At 71.1% G+C, this 19,533-nt stretch carries 14 protein-coding genes; 5 read left to right on the top strand and 9 right to left on the bottom strand.

Annotated features, from left to right (window positions below; genetic code table 11):
* The first annotated feature begins 156 nt into the window (after positions 1-156).
* Together HV826_RS00145 and HV826_RS00150 are read left to right on the top strand one after the other, a co-directional pair.
* Positions 157-2,673 (top strand): AAA family ATPase, encoded by a 2,517-nt coding sequence (locus HV826_RS00145; protein ID WP_176414976.1) that lies wholly within the window; start codon positions 157-159, stop codon positions 2,671-2,673.
* Positions 2,670-3,539 carry a Rossmann-like and DUF2520 domain-containing protein gene (locus tag HV826_RS00150; RefSeq protein WP_217918445.1) on the top strand — a complete coding sequence of 290 codons (870 nt, stop codon included), beginning with the start codon at positions 2,670-2,672 and terminating at the stop codon, positions 3,537-3,539. Before HV826_RS00145 ends, HV826_RS00150 begins: the two co-directional genes overlap by 4 nt.
* Here HV826_RS00150 and HV826_RS00155 read toward each other — a convergent pair.
* A complete protein-coding gene (locus HV826_RS00155) occupies positions 3,523-4,848 on the bottom strand; it encodes a hypothetical protein (RefSeq protein WP_176414978.1) in 1,326 nt (441 codons plus the stop codon). The two genes, HV826_RS00150 and HV826_RS00155, sit on opposite strands and share 17 nt — an antisense overlap.
* Positions 4,849-4,925: 77 nt before the next feature.
* Between HV826_RS00155 and HV826_RS00160 the strand changes: the two genes are divergently transcribed.
* Positions 4,926-8,000: a hypothetical protein gene (locus tag HV826_RS00160; protein ID WP_176414979.1), complete on the top strand. Its 3,075-nt coding sequence runs from the start codon at positions 4,926-4,928 to the stop codon at positions 7,998-8,000.
* 12 nt (positions 8,001-8,012) lie between these two features.
* On the opposite strand, the gene nadD is transcribed toward HV826_RS00160, so the two are convergent.
* The 5 genes from nadD to HV826_RS00185 form a co-directional block, all read right to left on the bottom strand.
* Positions 8,013-8,585: a nicotinate (nicotinamide) nucleotide adenylyltransferase gene (gene nadD, locus HV826_RS00165; RefSeq protein ID WP_176414980.1), complete on the bottom strand. Its 573-nt coding sequence runs from the start codon at positions 8,583-8,585 to the stop codon at positions 8,013-8,015.
* 1 nt (position 8,586) lies between these two features.
* Positions 8,587-9,258, bottom strand: coding sequence for a hypothetical protein (locus HV826_RS00170; protein WP_176414981.1), 672 nt, complete (start codon positions 9,256-9,258; stop codon positions 8,587-8,589).
* A gap of 3 nt (positions 9,259-9,261) precedes the next feature.
* Entirely contained in the window at positions 9,262-10,482 is a 1,221-nt protein-coding gene (locus tag HV826_RS00175; protein ID WP_176414982.1) for an exo-beta-N-acetylmuramidase NamZ domain-containing protein, read from the bottom strand.
* A complete protein-coding gene (locus HV826_RS00180) occupies positions 10,482-11,798 on the bottom strand; it encodes an adenylate/guanylate cyclase domain-containing protein (protein ID WP_176414983.1) in 1,317 nt (438 codons plus the stop codon). The genes HV826_RS00175 and HV826_RS00180 overlap by 1 nt, the downstream gene beginning before the upstream one ends.
* A gap of 68 nt (positions 11,799-11,866) precedes the next feature.
* Positions 11,867-12,595 (bottom strand): tetratricopeptide repeat protein, encoded by a 729-nt coding sequence (locus tag HV826_RS00185; protein WP_176414984.1) that lies wholly within the window; start codon positions 12,593-12,595, stop codon positions 11,867-11,869.
* Between the two features lie 75 nt (positions 12,596-12,670).
* Between HV826_RS00185 and HV826_RS00190 the strand changes: the two genes are divergently transcribed.
* Entirely contained in the window at positions 12,671-15,076 is a 2,406-nt protein-coding gene (locus tag HV826_RS00190) for an endonuclease MutS2 (protein WP_176415241.1), read from the top strand.
* Between the two features lie 103 nt (positions 15,077-15,179).
* On the opposite strand, the gene HV826_RS00195 is transcribed toward HV826_RS00190, so the two are convergent.
* Positions 15,180-15,716: a M48 family metallopeptidase gene (locus HV826_RS00195; RefSeq protein WP_176414985.1), complete on the bottom strand. Its 537-nt coding sequence runs from the start codon at positions 15,714-15,716 to the stop codon at positions 15,180-15,182.
* Positions 15,717-15,747: 31 nt separating this feature from the next.
* On the opposite strand from HV826_RS00195, the gene HV826_RS00200 reads away from it, so the two are divergent.
* A complete protein-coding gene (locus HV826_RS00200) occupies positions 15,748-16,341 on the top strand; it encodes a hypothetical protein (RefSeq protein WP_176414986.1) in 594 nt (197 codons plus the stop codon).
* Positions 16,342-16,405: 64 nt separating this feature from the next.
* On the opposite strand, the gene HV826_RS00205 is transcribed toward HV826_RS00200, so the two are convergent.
* Both HV826_RS00205 and HV826_RS37800 read right to left on the bottom strand, forming a co-directional pair.
* Complete coding sequence (locus HV826_RS00205; RefSeq protein ID WP_176414987.1) at positions 16,406-17,758, bottom strand: sigma-54 dependent transcriptional regulator; 1,353 nt, start codon at positions 17,756-17,758, stop codon at positions 16,406-16,408.
* A gap of 3 nt (positions 17,759-17,761) precedes the next feature.
* On the bottom strand, positions 17,762-19,051 hold the full coding sequence (locus HV826_RS37800; RefSeq protein WP_217916987.1) for a sensor histidine kinase KdpD: 1,290 nt from the start codon (positions 19,049-19,051) through the stop codon (positions 17,762-17,764).
* Positions 19,052-19,533 lie beyond the last annotated feature (482 nt).

Here is a 19,533-nt window from a genome sequence, read left to right on the forward strand (position 1 = left end):
AGAAAGGCGCCGAACAGGCAGGCAGCCAGCCAAATTCCGCTGGCGGACGCTTTCTACTCCAGTGCTTTAAGGCACATGTAGCGGCCTGTAGCGGAAATTTTGCCGGACACCCCAAGAGGGTGTATTCCGCTCGTCTGGCCGCTTGCCGGAGTTCGAATGGTCGATAGCACGGACCTCGCGCAGGTCCTCCACGAAGCGAATGACATCGCACAGAGCGTGGTGCAGAGGGTCACCTCCGCCCACGTGCTCCTGGCGCTCTTCACGGTGGAGAACCGTGCACAGCTGCTGCTCAAGGAGCGAGGCGTGGACGAGGACGCCATCCTCCAGCTGCTGACGGCCGCTCCCGCGGAGCCGGACGGCCTGCTCCGCGAGCTGCGCGAGAAGACCCGGGAGATCGCCACCAATGTGGGCTCCCAGGAGGCGGACTGCCTCCACCTGCTCATCGCCGTGGCCCGGGTGCGCTGCGCGGCCCAGGAGCTGCTGCAGCAGGCCGGGCTGGACCTGGGCGGTCTCATGCGCATGGCGATGTCCTACTTCACCAGCGGCCACATGCCGCGCCGCCTCCAGCTGGGCCGTTCACAGAGCGTTGGCCCCCGGCCCGCGAGCCGTCCCCTGGGCGCGCCGCCGTCTCCCCTCCCGGCCTCCGCCGTCACGCTGAGCCTGCCGCGCGCCCGGCCCGGCGCACCGCCGTCGCCCCCGTCCTTCACCGCGCCGCCGCCACCGCCGCCGCGCTACAGCACGCCCGCGCTGTCGCCGCGCGACCTCATCGACGTGGACGAAGAGCCGGAGGCGCCCGCGCCGCCGCCCGTGGCACGCGCCGCGCCGTTCCCTGCCCCGGCGCCCACGGCGGCGCCCGCGGCCCGGCCGGCGCAGCCCACCTCCGCGTCGCCCGTGCTCGACGCCAAGGCCTACCCGCTGCTCACCTCGCTGGGCCGTAACCTGAGCCAGGCCGCCCACGAGGGCCGCCTGGACCCGGTGGTGGGCCGCGCGCGCGAGGTCGAGGAGGTCATCGACATCCTGGGCAAGCGGCGCACCAACAACCCCTGCCTGCTGGGCGAGCCCGGCGTGGGCAAGACGGCGGTGGTGGAAGGCGTGGCGCAGCGGCTGCTCGAGCTGCGTGGGTCGCTGTCGGAGAAGGTGCTGGTGGAGCTGGACATGGCCACGCTGGTGGCCGGCACGCAGCTGCGCGGCTCGTTCTCCGAGAAGCTCAACGCGCTGAAGGAAGAGGTCCGCCGCGCCGAGGGCCGCGTGGTGGTCTTCATCGACGAAATCCACACGCTGGTGGGCGCGGGCTCCACGGGTGACGGTCCGCAGGACGCGGCCAACGAGCTGAAGACGGCCATGGCGCGCGGCGAGTTCCCCTGCATCGGCGCCACCACGCACGACGAGTACCGCAAGTTCATCAGCACCGATCCGGCCCTGGAGCGCCGCTTCACCGCCGTGGTGGTCAACGAGCCCTCCGTGCCGGAGACGATGGAGATCCTCCGCGGCATCATCGGCCGCTACGAGGAGCACCATGGGCTGCGCTACACGCCCGAGGCGCTGGAGGCCGCGGCATCCCTGGCCAGCCGCTACGTGACGGACCGCTTCATGCCGGACAAGGCCATCTCCGTGGTGGACCTGGCGGGCAGCCGCTGCCACCGCGAGGGCCGCGACGTGGTGGAGCCCGCCGACGTGGCGCGCGTGGTGGCCAAGCTCGCGGGCGTCCCCGAGGAGCGCCTGTTGATGAACGACTCGTCACGGCTGCTCCGGCTGGAGCAGGACCTGGCGGAGCGCGTCATCGGGCACTCGGAGGCAGTCACGCGCATCGCCCGGGTCATCCGCCGCAACTACGCGGGCTTCGCGTCGCGCCGCCCCATGGGCAGCTTCCTCTTCCTGGGCCCCACGGGCGTGGGCAAGACGGAGATGGCGCGCGCGCTGGCGGACGTGCTGTTCGGCAACCGGGACGCGCTGGTGCGCCTGGACATGAGCGAGATGTCCGAGCAGCACGGCGTCTCGCGCCTCATCGGCTCGCCCGCCGGCTATGTGGGCTTCGGTGAGGGCGGACAGCTCACGGAGCCCGTGCGCCGCCGGCCCTCGTCGGTGGTGGTGCTGGACGAAATCGAGAAGGCGCACCGCGAGGTGCAGATGCTCCTCCTCCAGGTCCTGGAGGAAGGCCGCCTGACGGACGGCAAGGGGCGCCACATCGACTTCTCCAACACTGTCATCGTCATGACGACAAACCTGGGCGCGGAGGCCTTCTCCCGCACGGGCCGCCCGGTGGGCTTCGGCGCGGATGCCGCGGGCCCCGGGGACGCCATGGACACGGCGTCTTCGGTGGCGCGCAAGGCGCTGCCGCCGGAGCTGTGGAACCGCATTGACGAACGCCTCCCCTTCCGTCCCCTGGCGGAGGTGGAGGTGGCGCGCATCGCCACGCTGCTGCTGGAGGAGAGCAGCAAGCGCCTGGCCACCGAGCGCGGCATCGAATACGTGGCGGGCGACGACGTGGTGGGCCACCTGCTGAAGTCCGGCGGCTTCGACCCGCAGCTGGGCGCGCGCCCCATGCGGCAGATGGTGCAGCGGCTGGTGGAGGGCCCCCTGGCGGAGCGCATCCTGTCGGGTGAGTTCGGCACGGGTGACCGCGTGCGCATCGCGGTGAGCTCCGGACAGCTCCAGTTCCAGCGCGAGCGATGAGCCCCGGGCCCCGCCGACGCGCAGGGCCTTCGAAGCGGCGCCCACCCGTCGTGGTTGTCGGGATGGGCCGCCTGGGTGGCGCGCTCGGGCTGGCGCTCCAGGCGAAGCGCTGGCCGGTGCGCATCCACTCCCGCACGGAGGAAGGCCGCCAGCGCGCGGAAGCGCTCGGCTTGAAGCCGGCCACTCCCTCGGACCTGAAGCGGGCCCGCGTCATCCTCCTGTGTGTTCCGGACGCGGCGGTCCCCTCCGCCGCCCAGGCCCTGTCCGCCACCCTCCCCCGCACGGCCGCGCTGGTGCACACGGCGGGCGCGCTCTCGCTCGATGCGCTGGGCACGGCCAAGGGGCGCAGCCGCGGCTCGTTCCATCCGCTCTGCGCCGTGTCCTCGCCGCGCGACTCGCTGGCGGGCAGCACGGTGGCGGTGAGCACCCCGTCACGCGCGCTACGGGATGTGCTGCGCCGCATGGCGGTGGACGCGGGGCTCCGTGTCATCGAGGTGCCAGAAGCCCACCGAGCGGCCTACCACGCGGGCGCGGTGCTGAGCGCCGGGGGCCTGGTGTCGCTGGCGGACGCGGCGGTGGCGGCCCTGGGCGCCGCGGGAATCCCTCCCGCGGACGCGCTGGCGGCCCTGCTGCCGCTGATGCACTCGGCGCTGAAGGGACTGGAGATCCGGGGCCTCGCGGGGGGCCTCACCGGCCCTATCGTCCGCGGAGACTCCGGCGTGGTGGCGGCGCACCTGGAGGCGCTCCCTCCGGAGGTCGCCCCCCTCTACCGGCTGCTGTCGCGGCGCGCGCTGGGGCTGACCGGAGACCGGCTGCAGCCCACGTCGCGCGCCGCGCTGGAGCGGCTGCTCAAGCCGTCAGGATGATGGAACCCTGCAGGGCCTTGCGCACCACGGCCAGGGCCTGCTCGGACGCGGCCTCGGCCTCGGTGAGCCGGCGCAGGGACAGCTCGCCGCCCTGAACCTGCGTCACGGAGCGCTTCAGGTCGGCGAGCAGCGTCAGCGCGGCCTGCAGCATCTCCTTGCCCTGCGGCGACTCGGTGGCGGGCTTGCCGGCGGCCTTCGCCACGTACTCAGTGAAGCGCTGGAGCGTCTCCGCCGTCTTCGCGGGGTCGAACTGCTCCAGCAGCGGCTGGATGCGCGAGGCGTTGATGCGGATGAGGCGGAGCGCGCCCACGCGGCCGAAGCCCGGGTGCACCAGGCCGATGTCACTCATCTCGAACGCGCCCAGCAGGCCCTCATCGGGAGCCTTGTGCGCGTGCGGCACCAGGTCCACGAAGAGCGGCAGCGGGTCCGCGCCCTGGCGGAACATCTCCAGTTCCTCCTCGTCCAGCGGCGGGAAGCTGGCCGGGGTGCCGATGAACAGCAGCGGCAGCACCAGGTCGTGCCAGAAGTCCTCGGGCGCCGAGCCCGTCCCGCCGACGGTGCCGAACAGGTGCGCCATCAGCTCCGCCAGACGCGGCGCGCGCTCGGCCTGGTCGATGAGCGACTTGGTGGTGTCCAGGCGCTGCAGGGACTGGACAATCTGCCCCTCGAACTGCTGGCGCGCCTCGGGGGGCAGCGGCGGCTGGGTGCGGCCCAGCGCGTTGCGCACGTCCCGCGCGAGCCCGTCCGGCTTCGTCTCCAGGGCCGTGGCGGCCTTCTTCGGGTCCAGGACGACGAACTGGAGGAACCCGGGGTCGAACAGGCGCTGGTAGTCCACCGGCGTCATCTTGGGCGCCTGGCCCCCCAGGGCCTGCGCCGGGTTGCCGCCCAAGCGGGCCTGCCCCAGCGAACGGCGGATGTCCGCGGCCAAGTCCTCCAGGCGGGCCAGCTTGCCCTGCCCCAGCGAGTCCATCACCGCGCCGAACGGCGACAGCATGATGATGGCATCCGGGAAGCCCAGCGTGGCGCCCTCCGGCGAGTCCCGGTTGGGGAACCAGAAGGCCTGGTGCTCCTGGATGAGCCGCAGGGCGAACGCCCCCGCCAGGCCCAGCGCGAGCGTCTGATGCTCCGGCTTGTTCACCTCGAACTGGCCGCCCGTCAGCTGCGCGATGGCGGGTTCAATCTCCGCCCAGGGCGCCTTGAGCAGGTCAACCGGCTTGCCGGTGGCCTGCTCCAGGGCAGCGGCGACCTGCATCTGGGCATTGTGAACGTGCTGCGGAACGGGATGCGCCTGGGTGGCGGGCTCGGACATGGCGGAATCCAGACTCGGAAATAGGGAGGCGACGGGGCCATCCCTTACCGTGAAAATCGCGGTCGTGGCTATGATTTGTGGCCTGTAGGATGGCCCGCATGCCCGCTTCCCGCTGGTGGCTTCGCTGGGCTGTCCTCGCCACCTGTCTCCTGCTGACAAACGGCGGGTGTGCCTTCGTCACACCCCGTTTCCCTCAGAACATCCAGGCCTCGTTCGCTCGGGACGAGATGCGCAAGCTCACAACGGAGTCCCTGGAGCTCTACTACCCCGCCCAGCTCCGGGGCGCGGCCCTGCGCATGGCGTCGCGGCTGGAGGGCTGCGTGGCCCGCCTCCACGAGCAGACGTGGCGGAAGAAGAAGCGGGACCGGGTGCTCGTCTACCTGACGAGCTCCAACTTCAACAACGCCTACGTCGTCCCAGACTACGCCAGCACGCCGCAGCAGATGGTGATGCCGTCCCACCTGACGCTGGAGCTGTTCCACCTGTTCAACCTGGGCGAGGTGGACGTCGGCGACGTGGCCTGCCACGAGGCCGTCCACTACGTGCAGCTCCAGCAGACGGACGGCGTCTGGGGCTTCCTCAACCTCGTCACCGGCGGCCTGTTCCAGCCCAACTCCTATACGGAGTCGTGGTTCCTGGAAGGGCTTGCCACCTACTACGAAGGCCAGTTCGACAAGGACGCGGGACGGCCGCACAGCCCCATCTGGCGCGGCTGGTACGACTCCGTGGTGCAGGCCACCGGGGGACGGCTGAACCCCGGCTACCTGTCCCCCGAGCAGCGCGCGCTGGACCCGTTCGGCGGCAACTACATCACCGGCATGCACTTCGTGGAGTACCTCGCGGCGCGCTACGGGGAGGTGAAGCTGTGGAAGCTGGTGGATGAGCAGGGCGGCTCCCTGGTGCCTCCGCTGGCGGTGACGCTGCGCTTCAAGCGGGTGTACGGGCGGGACATCGGCTCGCTGTTCGCGGAGTACACGCAGTCGCTGAGGGAGAATCTGCGGGTACGCGAGCGGCCCTCGACGCAGCGGACGTGGGTGGCCGACGCGGGCTATTTCTCCCGGCTGGCCTCGCACGCGGCCAGCGGCGTCACCGCGACGGTGGGCGTGGGCCGGGAGCGCTACTCGCGGTTGACGGTGCTGGAGCCGGACGGCCGCGTGCGCTTTGAACGTCCGCTGGTGGAGCTGCTTCCCGGGCGCCGCTGGGTGCTGGGCTCCCCGACGCTGGTCAGCGGTATGTCGTTCAGCCGCGATGGCGCGTGGCTGTACCTGGTGATGGCCGACCTGAACACGGAAGGGGGCTACACTGCGAAGCTGTGGAAGGTGGATGCGCGCACCGGCGACGTCGTTCGGCTCTGGGACGACGTGATGGGGATGGGCGGCGGCATCACCCCGGATGAGACGGCCTACGTCTACGTCCGCGTCAACGGGGATTCGGCCAACGTGGCGCGGCTGGATTTGGAGACGGGCACCCGGAAGGCCCTCACCGACTTCAGCGCCAGCACCTCCGTGGGGCCGCCCGCGGTCGCTCCGGATGGTGAGCGGGTCGTCTTCCCCCTCTCCGGGGACGCGGGTTGGGACCTGGTGCTGCGGGAAGCGGACGGCCGCCTTCGCTGGCTGACGCGCGATGGGCGCTTCAACTACTCGCCCAGGTGGCTGGATGATGAACGCCTCGTGTTCCTCCGGGAGCACGAGGGACGGCTGCAGGCCCACGTCCTCACGGTGGCGACGCGGGAGGTGGTCCGCATCACGGACGCGCCGCACCTGGTGATGGACGTCCACCCCGTGGGGACCGGGGAAGTGGTGTTCCTCAACCGGGATGGACTGAACTTCACCATCGACCGCGCTCCACTGGTGCCCATTGCGCCGGTGGAGAGCACGGAGTCTCCGGCACCGGAGTCAGGTCAGGCGACCACGGCCGCGCCTGCCGAGTCCGAGTTCGCCGCGTTCCCTGATCCCGAGGACACCGCACTCCCGCCCCCATCCCCCGCGGCCGAAGACGCGCCCACCGCGCTCACGGGCCTCGACGGCCCTGTCGAGGCCCCGCCGGACCCGGGCACGGAACTTCAAATCCTCTCGGACGAGCCCTACTCACCGCTGGAGCGCTTCTTCATCCCCGAGCTCCGCGTGCCCTACCTGCTCGCGGGGACCGACCCCGACAACACGGACGATACGTACGCGATGGGCGGGCTGGCCCTGGCGGGACAGGACCGGCTCGGCTTCCACGCGTACTCGCTGCTGCTCTCCTTCGACTCGCGAGAAGACGCCCCCAGCCTCTCGCTGGCCTACGGCAACGCGCAGCTCGCGCCCTGGTACGTCCAGGTGTCGGGCGCGTACATCCGCCAGAATCAGCGCACGGACCTCCAGGCCACGGCCTTCGCTTCGCGCTCGTTCTGGACCACGCCGGTGACGTTCGGCGTGCTGGCGCTGCGCCGCGAGTACGACGCCACGGACCGCTTCCCCCGCCTGCTGACGCGCATCATCGGCCCGGAGGTCTCCATGTCGTACTTCGCGGGCGACTCCACGTCCTACGGCAGCACGCAGCGAGGTCTGGGCATGACGCTGGCCGCGGGCGTGTATCCCGGTGCATTCCTCCGGGAGTCCACGATGGGCGACGTCCGGCTGGGCGTCGACGGCTTCACGGGCGGCCTGCCCTTCACGGGGCGCGACAACCTCCGGCTCACCGCGGTGGCCCGGTTCCTCCCGGGAGCGCCGTCCGGGCTCCTCCAGGTCGGCGGATTGAGGGCAGGACAAATCTGGTACACCAACCGCGACAGCCAGCAGACCGCGCCCCTGCCCTTGCAACTGCAGCCGGGCATCGCCTTCAGCGAGTACCTCCGCGGCTACGAGGACCTGGAGATTCGCGCCCGCAACGCGCTCATCGGCTCCGCGACGTACCAGTACCGCGTCCCCATCGACTACGGCTGGGCGTCCACGCTGTGGCTCTTCCCGTCGCTATTCGTGCGCGACGTCGGCTTCGAGGCCTTCGGCTCAATGGCTCGCACCGACAACCGCGCCAACCACGCGGCCGTGGGGGCGTCGACGCACCTGAACCTCACCTTCGGCCAGGCCGTGCCGGTGTCCCTCTTCTACCAGTACGCCTACCGGTTCGAGCAGGGACTGGACCACCTGCACCTCATCGGCTTCGGCCTGTGACGGACGGCGGCGCTACGGCGCCCGCGTCAGGCCATAGAGGCCGTGCTCGCGCGCATAGGAAATGGCGCGCGCGGGCACCAGGTCCGACGGGGCCTCGCCGCGCGCGAGCAGGTCGCGAATCAGCGACGACGACACCTCCGCCAGCGGCGGCCCCAGCGTGTTCGGCGCCGGGTAGCCCGCGCGGTTGAGCACCATCACCCGCGACAGCTCCTCGATGCGGTGGAAGTCCTTCCAATGCGGAAGGTCGCGCAGGATGTCGCTGCCTATGATGATGGACCAGTGGACGTCCGGATGCCGCGCCACCAGCAGCGTCAGCGTGTCCACGGTGCGGCCGGAGAGGCCCGGCTCCTGCTCAATCCGGCTCGTCTTCAGCCAGCCGGACGTCTCCGCGCACAGCGCCTCGCACATGGCGACGCGATGCTCGAAGGGCTCCATCTGCTTGCCGAACGGGTGCTGCCAGGACGGCATCAGCCACACCTCGTCCACGTCCTGGGTGGCGTGGACGTAGGTGGCGGCCATGAGATGCCCCACGTGGGGCGGATTGAACGAGCCTCCGAGGAGCGCGACCTGCACGGCGGGCCTCACGTCACTTGAGGGACAGCTTCGGGGACTTCTTCTCCAGGACGATGACCTGGGGCTCCAATATCGGGTGCCCGTCCAGGCGGAACGCGGAGAAGCGCAGGTTCCGGTCCACCTTCTCCAGCAGCGCGCACGTCTGCTCGGCGGCGCCCACCAGCCGTCCCGGCGTCAGGAAGTAGCGCGGGCCAATCTGCACCACCTTGGGGTCCGGCTCCTTGCCGTGGACGAAGAGCAGCGCGTTGAGCAGGTCATCCCGTGTCAGGTCGTTCTTGTCGTGCACCACGCAGCACAGCGTGTCCCCCATCAAGTCCATGACCTTGTTGTTGATGGAGGGGTCTCTGTACTGGAGCGACTCGCGCTCGGGCACGCGGATGAAGCGCTCCATGACGAGCCGGCGGTCGTCCTCCGACGCCACGTCCGCCGGAGCCTCCGCGCGCGACGGCGTGCGAGGCAGCGCGTCCTGGCTGCCCAGCCAGTTCGTCACGTCCGCCAGGAAGTCCGCGTCCGAGTACTCACGCCCGCCCCGGCTCTTCTGCCGGCGCCACAGCACCCACTCATCCAGGTCCGTGTAGCGCGCGCCCGCGAAGAGAAAACGCCGCGCCCCCTTGGAGCGCAGCAGCTCGTAGGCCGCGTCGAAGGCTTCGAGGTCCCCATGGCTGTCAGAGAAGACGCCGATCACGCCTCAAGCGTATAGCAGGTAGGACGTCCTGTGACGTGCGAACGTTTCCGTCTGAGCGGAGAACCCCTCCAGCAACCGCTCCAGCGGCCACCCCGCCTCGATGCCTCGGCGCACCTGGTCCGTCCCGCAGAGCAGGTCGAAGGCGGGCACGTCCTCGACGAACTCGTACGCGTCCGCGCGCCAGCCGAACGCGCCCGGGCCAATGTCATGCAACGCCTGGAAGATGGCGACGCCGGTGCGCAGGGGCTGGAAGGCCTGCCGGTCCGTCACGTGGATGAAGGCGCCGTTGCAGGACTGGCCCGTGTACTTGTCGAACGTCGGCGTGAAGCCCACGGCTCGGAAGGCGACCCCGGGCAGGTCCTCCTTGGCCAGCCGCGCCAGCAACTGGTCCGTATCCACCCACGGCGCACCGAATTGCTCGAAGGGGCGGCAGGTGCCACGCCCCTCCGAGACGTTGGTGCCCTCGCCCAGGCACATGCCCGGGTACACCAGCGCGGTGTCGGCGGTGGGCATGTTCGGCGACGGCGAGAGGAAGGGCAGCCCCGTCTCCGACCAGAACTGGCCGCGGCGCCAGCCCTCGCACGGCACCACCGTCAGCTCACAGCCGAAGCCCTCCTGGGCGTTGAAGAGGCGGGCCAGCTCCCCCGCCGTCATGCCGTGGCGGTTGGGCAGCGCGTACAGGCCCACGAAGGAGCGGAAGCCCTCCCCCACCAGGTTGCCTTCCATCGCCACGCCGTTGAGCGGGTTCGGCCGGTCCAGCACGTAGAAGGGCACGCGGGCCGCCGCCGCGGCCTTCATGGCCAGCGCCATGGTGTAGACGTAGGTGTAGTAGCGGCTGCCCACGTCCTGGATGTCGAAGACGAGCGCGTCCAGCCCCTGGAGCGACTCCTGCCGGGGCGACAGCGACTCGAAGGTGGAGCCGTAGAGGCTGTACACCGGCACGCCAGTGCGGCGGTCCTTCGCCTCGTCCACGGCGACCATGTACTGCGCCTCACCGCGGATGCCGTGCTCCGGACCGAAGAGCGCCGCCAGCGTGACGCCGTCCGCGCCCGACAGCAGGTCCGCCAGGTGGCGGAAGCGAGCATCCACGCTGGTGGGATTCACGATGGCGCCCACGCGCTTGCCCTTCAACGCGGAGAAGCCCTGCTCCACCCACACGTCCAGTCCCGTCTTCACCTTCGTCACGGCCGTCCCTTCCTCAGCCAGCCCCGAGAGCCGGCGCATCAACGCCCCTTGAAGCCCTTGAGCGCGCTCTCCGCGGCCTGCTTCGAGTCGCACTTGGACAAGCCGAACAGGCCCGTCCGCGCCCCGTCATCCGGTCCGCCGTCGGACTGCAGGTCCTCCAGCGCGCTCACCGCCCGCTTCAACTGGAGCCGGCCCACCGTGGACGCGGCATCCGAGCGCACGTCACACCGCGCATGCGAAAGCAGCTCGATGAGGCGGTCCTCCGCGGCGCGGCTGCCGGCCTTCACGGCCGTGGCGTAGACCTTCAGCGCGTCATCGGGCTTGCCCGTCGCTTCCGTCAGGCGGCCCAGCAGGAAGTTGCGCCGCCCGGAGTCCTCCTCCTTCATGATGAGCGTCCGGACGTCCTTGGCCAGCGCGGTCCGCTCCTCCTCCGGAGCCCGCTCCACCGCCTTGATGGCGCGCACCGTCTCGTCGCCGCTGAACGCCAGCATCGCCACACCCGCGAGCACGACGGCCGCGCCCACGCCCACCAGCGCGCGGTGCTTCAAGACCCGCGGCGGAAGCGCCGCCATGCCGCGCGAGAAGAGCGAACCGCTCACCGTGCGCGCCTGCCGTCCCAGCTCCGCTGCCTGATGCCCCAGCACCGTGGCCCCCGCGGCCGCGCGCTGACTGATGACCGCTGCGCCCGCCGCCGCGCGCTGGCCCAGCACGGACAGGTCCACCGGCGCCCCCGGTGACGAAGCCTCCGCCACGCGGGACAGGGCCAGGTTCCCGAAGGGCGGCGCTGATTCGGCGCCTGGCGCCTCGGCGATGGCGCTGGCGGAGGGGGCCTCCACGCGGTACGGCGCCCGGGGCACGTGGAAGACGCGAATCTTCCCCGGGATGCCCTTCAGCTCGAAGGCGCCCACTTCCTTCGAAGGCACCTCCGCCTTGTTCATCGACAGGTAGACGGCCTCGGTGAAGTACACCTCGCCCGCCTCGGCGATGCCCTCCACCCGGGCGGCGATGTTGACGGGCTCGCCGAAGATGTCGTTCCCGTCCAGCCGCACCTCGCCCACGTTGATGGCCACGCGGACGTGAAGCTGCTCGAGCACCTCCACCGTCCGGTTGTGGTGCCACAGCCGGTCCTGGATGGCGATGCCGCTGAGCACCGCCTGGGTGGGCGATTCGAACGTGACGAGGTACGCGTCACCGATGGACTTCACGATGCGCCCGCCAAACGCCTTGAACAGCGGCGCCAGCAGGGCTTCGTGGACCTGGAGCAGGCGCTGGTTCTCCTCCAGCGTCTGCCGGCTGGTCCGCTCGGTGAAGCCCTTGATGTCGGTGAAGACGATGGCGAGGTTGGCGGTCTTCAAAGCCCGCGCAGTGTATGCGCCACCGTCGAGGGTGCAATCGCAACCGCGTACCGCATGACTGCTCGCTGTCAGCGACGAGATGGTTTGAGGTCGCGCATGCGCCGCTTCGGAGGGGCCTCCAGCGACGCGCGGACCCGCGCCGCGAGCTGAGGCCGCCCCGTGCGCGTGTAGAAGTCGGCGAGCCGCCGGAGGACCAGCGGGCTGGCTGGTTGCACGCCGCGCGCCGCCAGCAGCTCCTTCTCCGCGTCCAGCAGGCGCTCCTGCTGCTCCAGCACCTCCGCCAGTTGGAGGCGCACCTGCACCCACTCCGGCTTCAGCCGTGACAGGTAGCGCAGGTGCAGCTCCGACTTGAGCAAGTCGCCCAGGTCCAGCCAGAGCGTCCCGAGCCGGAAACGGGCCTCCTCATAGGACGCGCGCAGTTGGACGGCCCGCTCATACGCCTGGACGGCCTGCCGACGGTCATCCCGCTCTTCCCACAACAATCCCCGCAGGTACCAGGCGCGGGGATGATGGGGAGCCTGCTGAAGCGCGGCGTTCAGGTGGGACTCCGCCTGCTCCAGCGCGCCTCCCGTCTTCAACAGGAGCCGGGCCAGCTCCAACCGGGGCAGCTCCCACGCGGGTTGGGCCCGGACCAGGGCCTCCAACGCGGCCAGGGCGCCCGCGTCATTCCCATCCGCTTCCAGGGCCAGGGCCTCCGGGAGCGAAACCACCGTCCGTGACGAGGCCGGTGTCAGGGCGGAAGGCTCCGCTGCGTCGGTCGCGCCCGCCAGCAAAGCCGTCAGAATGACCCACCTCATGTGCGGCTGATAGCAGAGCCGACCCGGGCGCCTCAATAGATCCTCTTGACGGCCAAACGGCCGCGCATGAAACCCATGACCGTGCAGATATCGCAAAGAACGCTGGAAGACCTGGGCTTCGCGGATGTGCTCCGCGCGTTGGCGCACCGCTGCAGGACGGAGCCTGGCAGGGAGCGGGTGCTCGCCCGGCCCTTCCTGGACACCCCCGAGGCCGTGGCGGAGGCCCTCGCGCTCGTCACGGAGACGCGCGCGTTGTCCCAGGAGCAGTTCTCCCTCCCCCTGGGGGGCGTGACGGACCTGCGCACGCCCATGGGCCATGCGGCCAAGGGCGGCATGCTGGAGCCCCGCCAGCTCATCGACTCGGCGCAGCTCCTGTTCGCCTTCGTCCGCACCCGCGAGGCGCTGGACGAACGCAGAGCCCGCGTCCCCCGGCTGGTGGAGATTGCCCGCCGGCTGCCCTCGCTGGAGCCGCTGGCACGCCGCATCGACCAGTGTTTCGAACCGGACGGTGAGATCTCCGACCGCGCCAGCCCGGAGCTGCGCGAGGCCCGGGACCGGGCGCGCGGGCTCCACCGCCGCATCAAGTCGCGGCTCGACGAGCTGCTCCACGACGAGGCCTTCCTCCCCAAGCTGCGCGAGAACTACTACACGCTCCGCAACGGGCGTTACGTGGTGCCAGTGGTGGCCAACTACCGCTCGGAGGTGGACGGCATCGTCCACAACGCCAGCCAGACGGGCCAGACGCTCTTCATGGAGCCCCAGGCCATGGTGGGCCTGGGCAACGACCTCGCCATCGCCCAGTCGGAGGTGACCGAGGAGGAGCGCAAGGTGCTCCAGGCCCTGAGCGACCAGCTCGGCCGGGAGTCGGAGCGCATCCTGGAGGGCCTGGACGCCGTGGCGGAGCTGGACGAGGCCGAGGCCGTGGCCCTCCTCGCCGCGGACCTGGCCGCCAGCACGCCGACCTTCGAGAACGTCACCGACATGCAGTTGCGGCAGCTGCGCCACCCGCGCCTGGTGCTCAAGGGCGCCGAGGTGGTGGCCAACGACGTGACGCTCACGGGCGACGCGAAGGCCCTGGTCGTCTCCGGCCCCAACGCGGGCGGCAAGACGGTGACGCTGACAGGCGTGGGCCTCTGCGCGCTGATGCTCCGCGCCGGCCTGCCGATTCCGGTGGCGGAAGGCTCCCGGATGCCGCTGTACCGCTCCGTCCACTCCACCGTGGGTGACGCGCAGAACCTGGAGCAGGGCCTGTCCACGTTCAGCGCGCACGTGGTGATGCTGCGCGACATCATCGGCGCCGTGGGCGAGGGCTCGCTGGTCCTCATCGACGAAATCGCCGCGGACACCGACCCCCGCGAGGGCGCGGCCATCGCCATCGCCGTGCTGGAGGAGCTGATGTCCAAGGGCGTGGTGGTGCTCGTCACCACGCACCTGGAGGAGCTCAAGGCGCTGGCGCACATGGACCCGCGCTTCCTCAACGCGCGCGTGGGCTTCGACTCGAAGCGCATGGCCCCCACCTACCGGCTCCAGATTGGCGCCGCGGGCCAGTCGTCGGCCATCGAGATGGCGGCGCGCGTGGGCCTGCCCCAGAGCGTGTGCGAGCGCGCCCGGGAGCTGTCCGTCAACGCGGGCGGTCCGCTCACCAAGGCGCTGGCGGCGGCCGAGGAGGAGCGGCGCAAGCTCTACGAAGAGCTGGAGCGCGCCCGCGTGGCGGCCCAGGAGGCCGAGGCGCTCCGGGCCGACCTGGAGAAGCAGAAGCAGACCTTCGAGCGCGAGCGCCGCGCCCGGATGATGCAATTCAACGACGACGTGCACGCGGCCAGCGAGCACGCGGCGGCGGAGGTGCAGAAGCTGCTGACGAAGCTGCGCGCCGAGCAGAACGAGAAGGCCCTCTCCGAGGCCCGGCAGCAGCTCCAGCAGCGCGCGGACGAAGCGCAGAAGCGCGCCCTGGCCGCCAAGGCGGAGCTGTTCCAGGTGGAGGCCCCCGGCCCGGCCAACCTGAAGGTGGGCGCATGGGTGCACCACTCGGGGCTGAGCCGCGATGTGGAAATCCTGGAGCTGGCGGACAGCCACGCGGTGGTGTCCGCGGGTGGCGCGCTGAAGATGCGCGTGCCCACCACGGAGCTGTCAGGCGCGCGCACGCGCAAGCCGCAGCAGGCGAAGTTCCCGGAGCGTCAGAAGCAGGACGCGGCGCTCAAGCGCGCGGCCACCGCGGCCCCCGCCGAGGTGGAGGCCACGAACTTCCGCTGCGACGTGCGGGGCATGCGCGCGGACGACGCGCTGGCGGAGCTGGAGTCCTTCCTGGACCGGGGCATGCGCAGCGGCGAAGAAGCCGCGCTCGTCATCCACGGCCATGGCACGGGGGCCCTCAAGCAGGCCATCCGTGACTACCTGTCCGCGTCGCCGTACATCCGCATGTACCGGCCGGGTGAGGGCCACGAAGGCGGCGACGGGGTGACCGTGATCGCCCTTCGCGCCTGAGCGCACCCGCGATACGGACTGAAGCATCCTGGGCTGGAGGTGGCTGGAGACGGCCGCCTCCGGCCCTTCGCCTTTCAGGCCGTCACCATGGCGTTGGACACGCTCAGGACACGCGCTGGTGCTCCGCGAGCACGTCGTCCAGGGCCTGGGCCTGCAGCTTCACGTCGGGATTCGAGTCCGCCAGGGCCTTCGCGGTGTGAACGCGAGCCCGCGCGGCGTCCGTTTTCGCCAGGGCCATGGCCATGAAGAGGTGCGCCCGCGTGTCCTCGGGGTGGGCCGCCAGCACGGGCGTGAGGACCTGCACCGCCCGTGCGTCCTCCTCCCGCTCCAGCAGCGCCATGGCCAGGTCATGCGCCGGGCCCGGCTCCGAAGGCGCCCGAGCATGGGCGTGCTCCAGGAGCTCCACGGAGCGTGCGCGCTCGCCCGCCTGATCCAACACCCGAGACAATCCGTGCATCACCGCCACGTCGCCGGGGGACTTGCGCAGCGCCTCTTCCAGCAGACGGCGGGCTTCGGCCACATCCCCCGCGTCCAACCGGGCCATTCCGTCGCGATAAAGGTCCGTTCCCACTGAGCTCTCCTGGCACCACGCGGTGCGTCGGTCATTTCCACGCAACTTCAAGTCTACAAACTGCGACAAACCGAGAGGAAGCTTTCCCCCGGACCACATCATGCTCGTTCGCAACGCCCCCGTCTCGGCCCGCCGCCCGGCGAACTCCTCCTCGGAGTCGCCCGCCGCGGAAAAGCCCAACGCCGCCGCTGTCCCCGCGGCCATCCACCAGAAGGACTCGTTCAGCAACACGGCGACGGCGCTCCAGGCCACGGCGAAGGTGGGCGCGGCGCCCGCAGGCGACCACGGCAAGCTGATGATGGAGTACCTGACCGGCGCCCGCCCTCCTCCGGCGGACTTCGAGAAGGTCATCGGCTACAAGCCCTACGCCATCCAGACGCCGCACGGCCAGCGGATGCAGGACCCGCTGGGCTACGCCTCCGTCCCGCTGAAGATTGGCCCGGACAAGGAGTTCGACCCCGCGGCCAAGACGCACGACTACGGCTACGACCTGCTGCGCTACTTCGACAAGAAGGGCACACCGCTCGGCCCGGATGCGCGCAAGGCCGCCGACGCCCTCTTCCGCAAGGACATGTTCGACTACGCGAACGACCAGAAGGGCTTCCTGGACCGCGTGAAGTACCGCTCCTGGGCGCAGATCTACGCCACCGCGGTGGAGCTGAACTCGAAGCGGCAGGGCAACGGCCCTCCGTGAACCCCGCATAGGGTTGCCGGGGCACTCGCGGCGCGGAGACGCTTCTCCGCGCCGCTCGACGCGCTCAGGGCGACTCGTAGCGCCGCAGCTTGTCGTACAGCGTCCTCAAGCCAATCCCCAGCCGCTGAGCGGCGCGCTTGCGGTTCCCCGCCTCGTCCGCGATGGCCTGCTCAATGGCCCGTCGCTCCAGCTCCTCCAGCGTCAGGCCGGGGAGCCGGCCCCCCTCCGGGACGGGCGCGTCCACCACGGGCCCCGCCGCGCCCGTCGGATCCAGCCACAGGTGCCCAGGCTCCACCAATGGCCCATCCGCGAGGATGGCGGCCCGCTCGAGCGCGTTGCGCAGCTCGCGGACATTGCCGGGCCAGGTGAACGCCTCCAGCCGCGCCACGGCTTCGGGTGACAGGCGCAGCCCCGGGCGCCCCAGCTCGTCGCCGATGCGGCGCAGCAGCAGCTCCGCCAGCGGCCGAAGGTCCTCGCGCCGCTCACGCAGGGACGGCAGCCGGATGGGGAACACGGCCAGCCGGTGGTAGAGGTCCTCACGGAACTCACCGCGCGCCATCATCCCCTTGAGGTCGCGGTTGGTGGCCGCCACCCAGCGCACGTCGGCCTCCAGGGTCCGCGTGCCGCCCACGCGCTCGAAGCGGCGCTCCTGGAGGACGCGCAGCAGCTTGGCCTGGAGCTCGGCCTTCAGCTCGCCGACCTCGTCGAGGAAGAAGGTGCCGCCCTGCGCCAGCTCGATGCGGCCGCGCCGCTGGGCCACCGCGCCGGTGAACGCCCCCTTCTCGTGGCCGAAGAGCTCGCTCTCCAGGAGCGTCTCCGTCAGCGCCGCGCAGTTGACGGCCACGAAGGGCCCATCCGCGCGCTCGCTCCACTGGTGCAGGGCCCGCGCCGTCACCTCCTTGCCGGTGCCGCTCTCCCCCACCAGCAGCACCGTGGCCTGCGTGGGCGACACCTTCCGCAATGCCTCCACCACCGGGTGCATGGCGGGAGCGCCCCAGCTCAGCTCCACCGCGCCCGCGGACTGCCGCGCCTCCGTCTTCCAGTTGAGCAGCGCGCGCCGCTCCAGGGCCCGCGCCACCGTCAGGCGCAGCTCGGCGGGGCTGCCCACTGGCTTGAGCAGATAGTCGAAGGCGCCCGCCTTCATCGCCGCCACGGCGCTCTCCACCGTGCCCACGGCGGTGAGCACCACCACCTCCACGTCGGGCTGCTCCTCGCGCACCTTGCGCAGCAGCGTCAGCCCGTCCATCCCAGGCATCCGCAGGTCCGTGAGCAACAGGTCCACGCCCTGCCGCGCCATCAGCCTCGCGGCCTCTTCGCCATCGGCGGCCATCGTCACCGAGTGCCCTTCGTACTCCAGCGCCTCGGCGAGGAACGAGCGCACGCCCTCTTCGTCATCCGCCACCAGGATTCGCGCCATGGTTCAGGCTCCTCTCGCGGGCACGGTGAGGCGGAACTCCGCGCCACCGCCGGCATGGCTCCGCGCGCTCACCGTGCCGCCATGCAGCTCGACGATGCGGCGGGTGATGGCCAGCCCCAGGCCCACGCCGCGAACGCGGCCCGTGATGAAGGGCTCGAAGATGCGCTCCTCCTCCCCCGCCGCGATGCCGGGCCCATGGTCCTTCACCGTGAACACCAGGGACGTGTCCCGCCGCTCCACGGTCGCCTCCACGCGCTGGCCTTCGGGGCTGGCCTGGACGGCGTTGCGCAGCACGTTCTCCAGCGCCTGCTGCAGCCGGCCCGCGTCCAGGGGCCAGGGCGTGCGGTCCGGCAGGTAGTGCGCCTCCACGCGCGTCGCGCCGGTGCTCTCCACCGCCGCGCGGAGCACGTCATTGGGGTCCGCCTCCACGCGGCGCAGCTCACCGCTGGCCACGAAGCCCAGCAGGTCGTTCATCAACTGCTCCAGCCGGACGGCCTCCGACACCACCCGGTCCGCCTTGGGCGCCAGGACGGCGTCACGCTCCACCCGCTCGGCGAGCAGCTGCGCGTGGCCCTTGAGCGAGGCCAGGGGATTGCGCAGCTCGTGCGCCAGCACCGCGGACATGGTGCCCAGGGCCGCCAGCCGCCGGCCGCGCTCCAGCTCCTCCGACAGCGCCTCGCGCTGCGCCAACAAGCGGGAGAAGGCGAAGGCCAACACCAGGATGCCCACGCACGAGGCCACCGCCACGCCCAGCAGACGCCGCGAGCGCGACTCCAGCTCCAGGGCGGTGAGCGGCGCGAACTCGTAGACCATGCGCAGGTGCTTGCGCGGCTCCTGCGACGCCCCCTGCTCCGACAAGGCCCGCACCTCCTGCTGCGTCAGGGGGCCGTACGCGGGCCGAGGACGCCGGATGCGGTGGACCAGGCGCGCGCGCGCCCCTTCGACCACCAGCGGCGCGCCCTCCTGGAACAGGAGCCGCCCCAGCTTGCCCTCCCCGGCCGACGCCAGCACCCGGTCGTCCTCCATGACGGCCACGTAGCGCAGGCCGCCCTCCATGTGGGACGCCAGGAAGGCGTTCAGCGCGGACAGGTCCGGCAGTCCCTCCGCGTCGCGGAAGGCCTCGAAGCCGGCCACCATGATGACGTTGGCCATGCCCCGAGCCACCAAGGCGGACGACTCCATGGCCGTGTTCCGGATGAACAGCGCCGCGGACATCAGCACCGCGCACATGAGCACCGCCGCCACCCAGGGCGCTCGAGGCCCAAGCGGACGCCACCAGCGAGCGCCGCTCATCGCCGTCCTCCGCCGCGGGGACTCCAACTCCATCGCACACCTCCACAGGCTGCGAACTCTGCATGCGGAGTGCGGAATCCGCACCCTCTTCTGTCGGCGCCGCGCGCCTCGGGAGCCGTCGGTCGTCCGAGCATGAGCGGGGGCATGGGGCGTTCTCCTGGGGGTGGAGGGCGGCCACGTGGCCGCTGGCAGGGCGGAGGAGCAGGCGCGGAACCTCGGCGCGTCCACCTGTCGCCTTCGCCCTGTGCAAGCACGGGGCCCAGGCCCGCTGTACAGGCGCGCGCGCGTGGGCCCCAGGGAGCCCCCGAGGCGTGCATGCGAGAATGGCCGCCACCGCATGCGGAATCCGCACTCGCGCTGCGGTTCCCGCAGTCCCGGCGCCACTTTCCTTCCACATTTCCAGGGGTTGGACCATGGCAAGGCACATGCAGTGGTCCGGCTTGCGATGAAAAACGCACAGACACCGTGGTGGAAGCGGCAAC

This window comes from Myxococcus sp. AM010 (assembly GCF_013372585.1).
GTDB classification, from domain to species: domain Bacteria; phylum Myxococcota; class Myxococcia; order Myxococcales; family Myxococcaceae; genus Myxococcus; species Myxococcus vastator.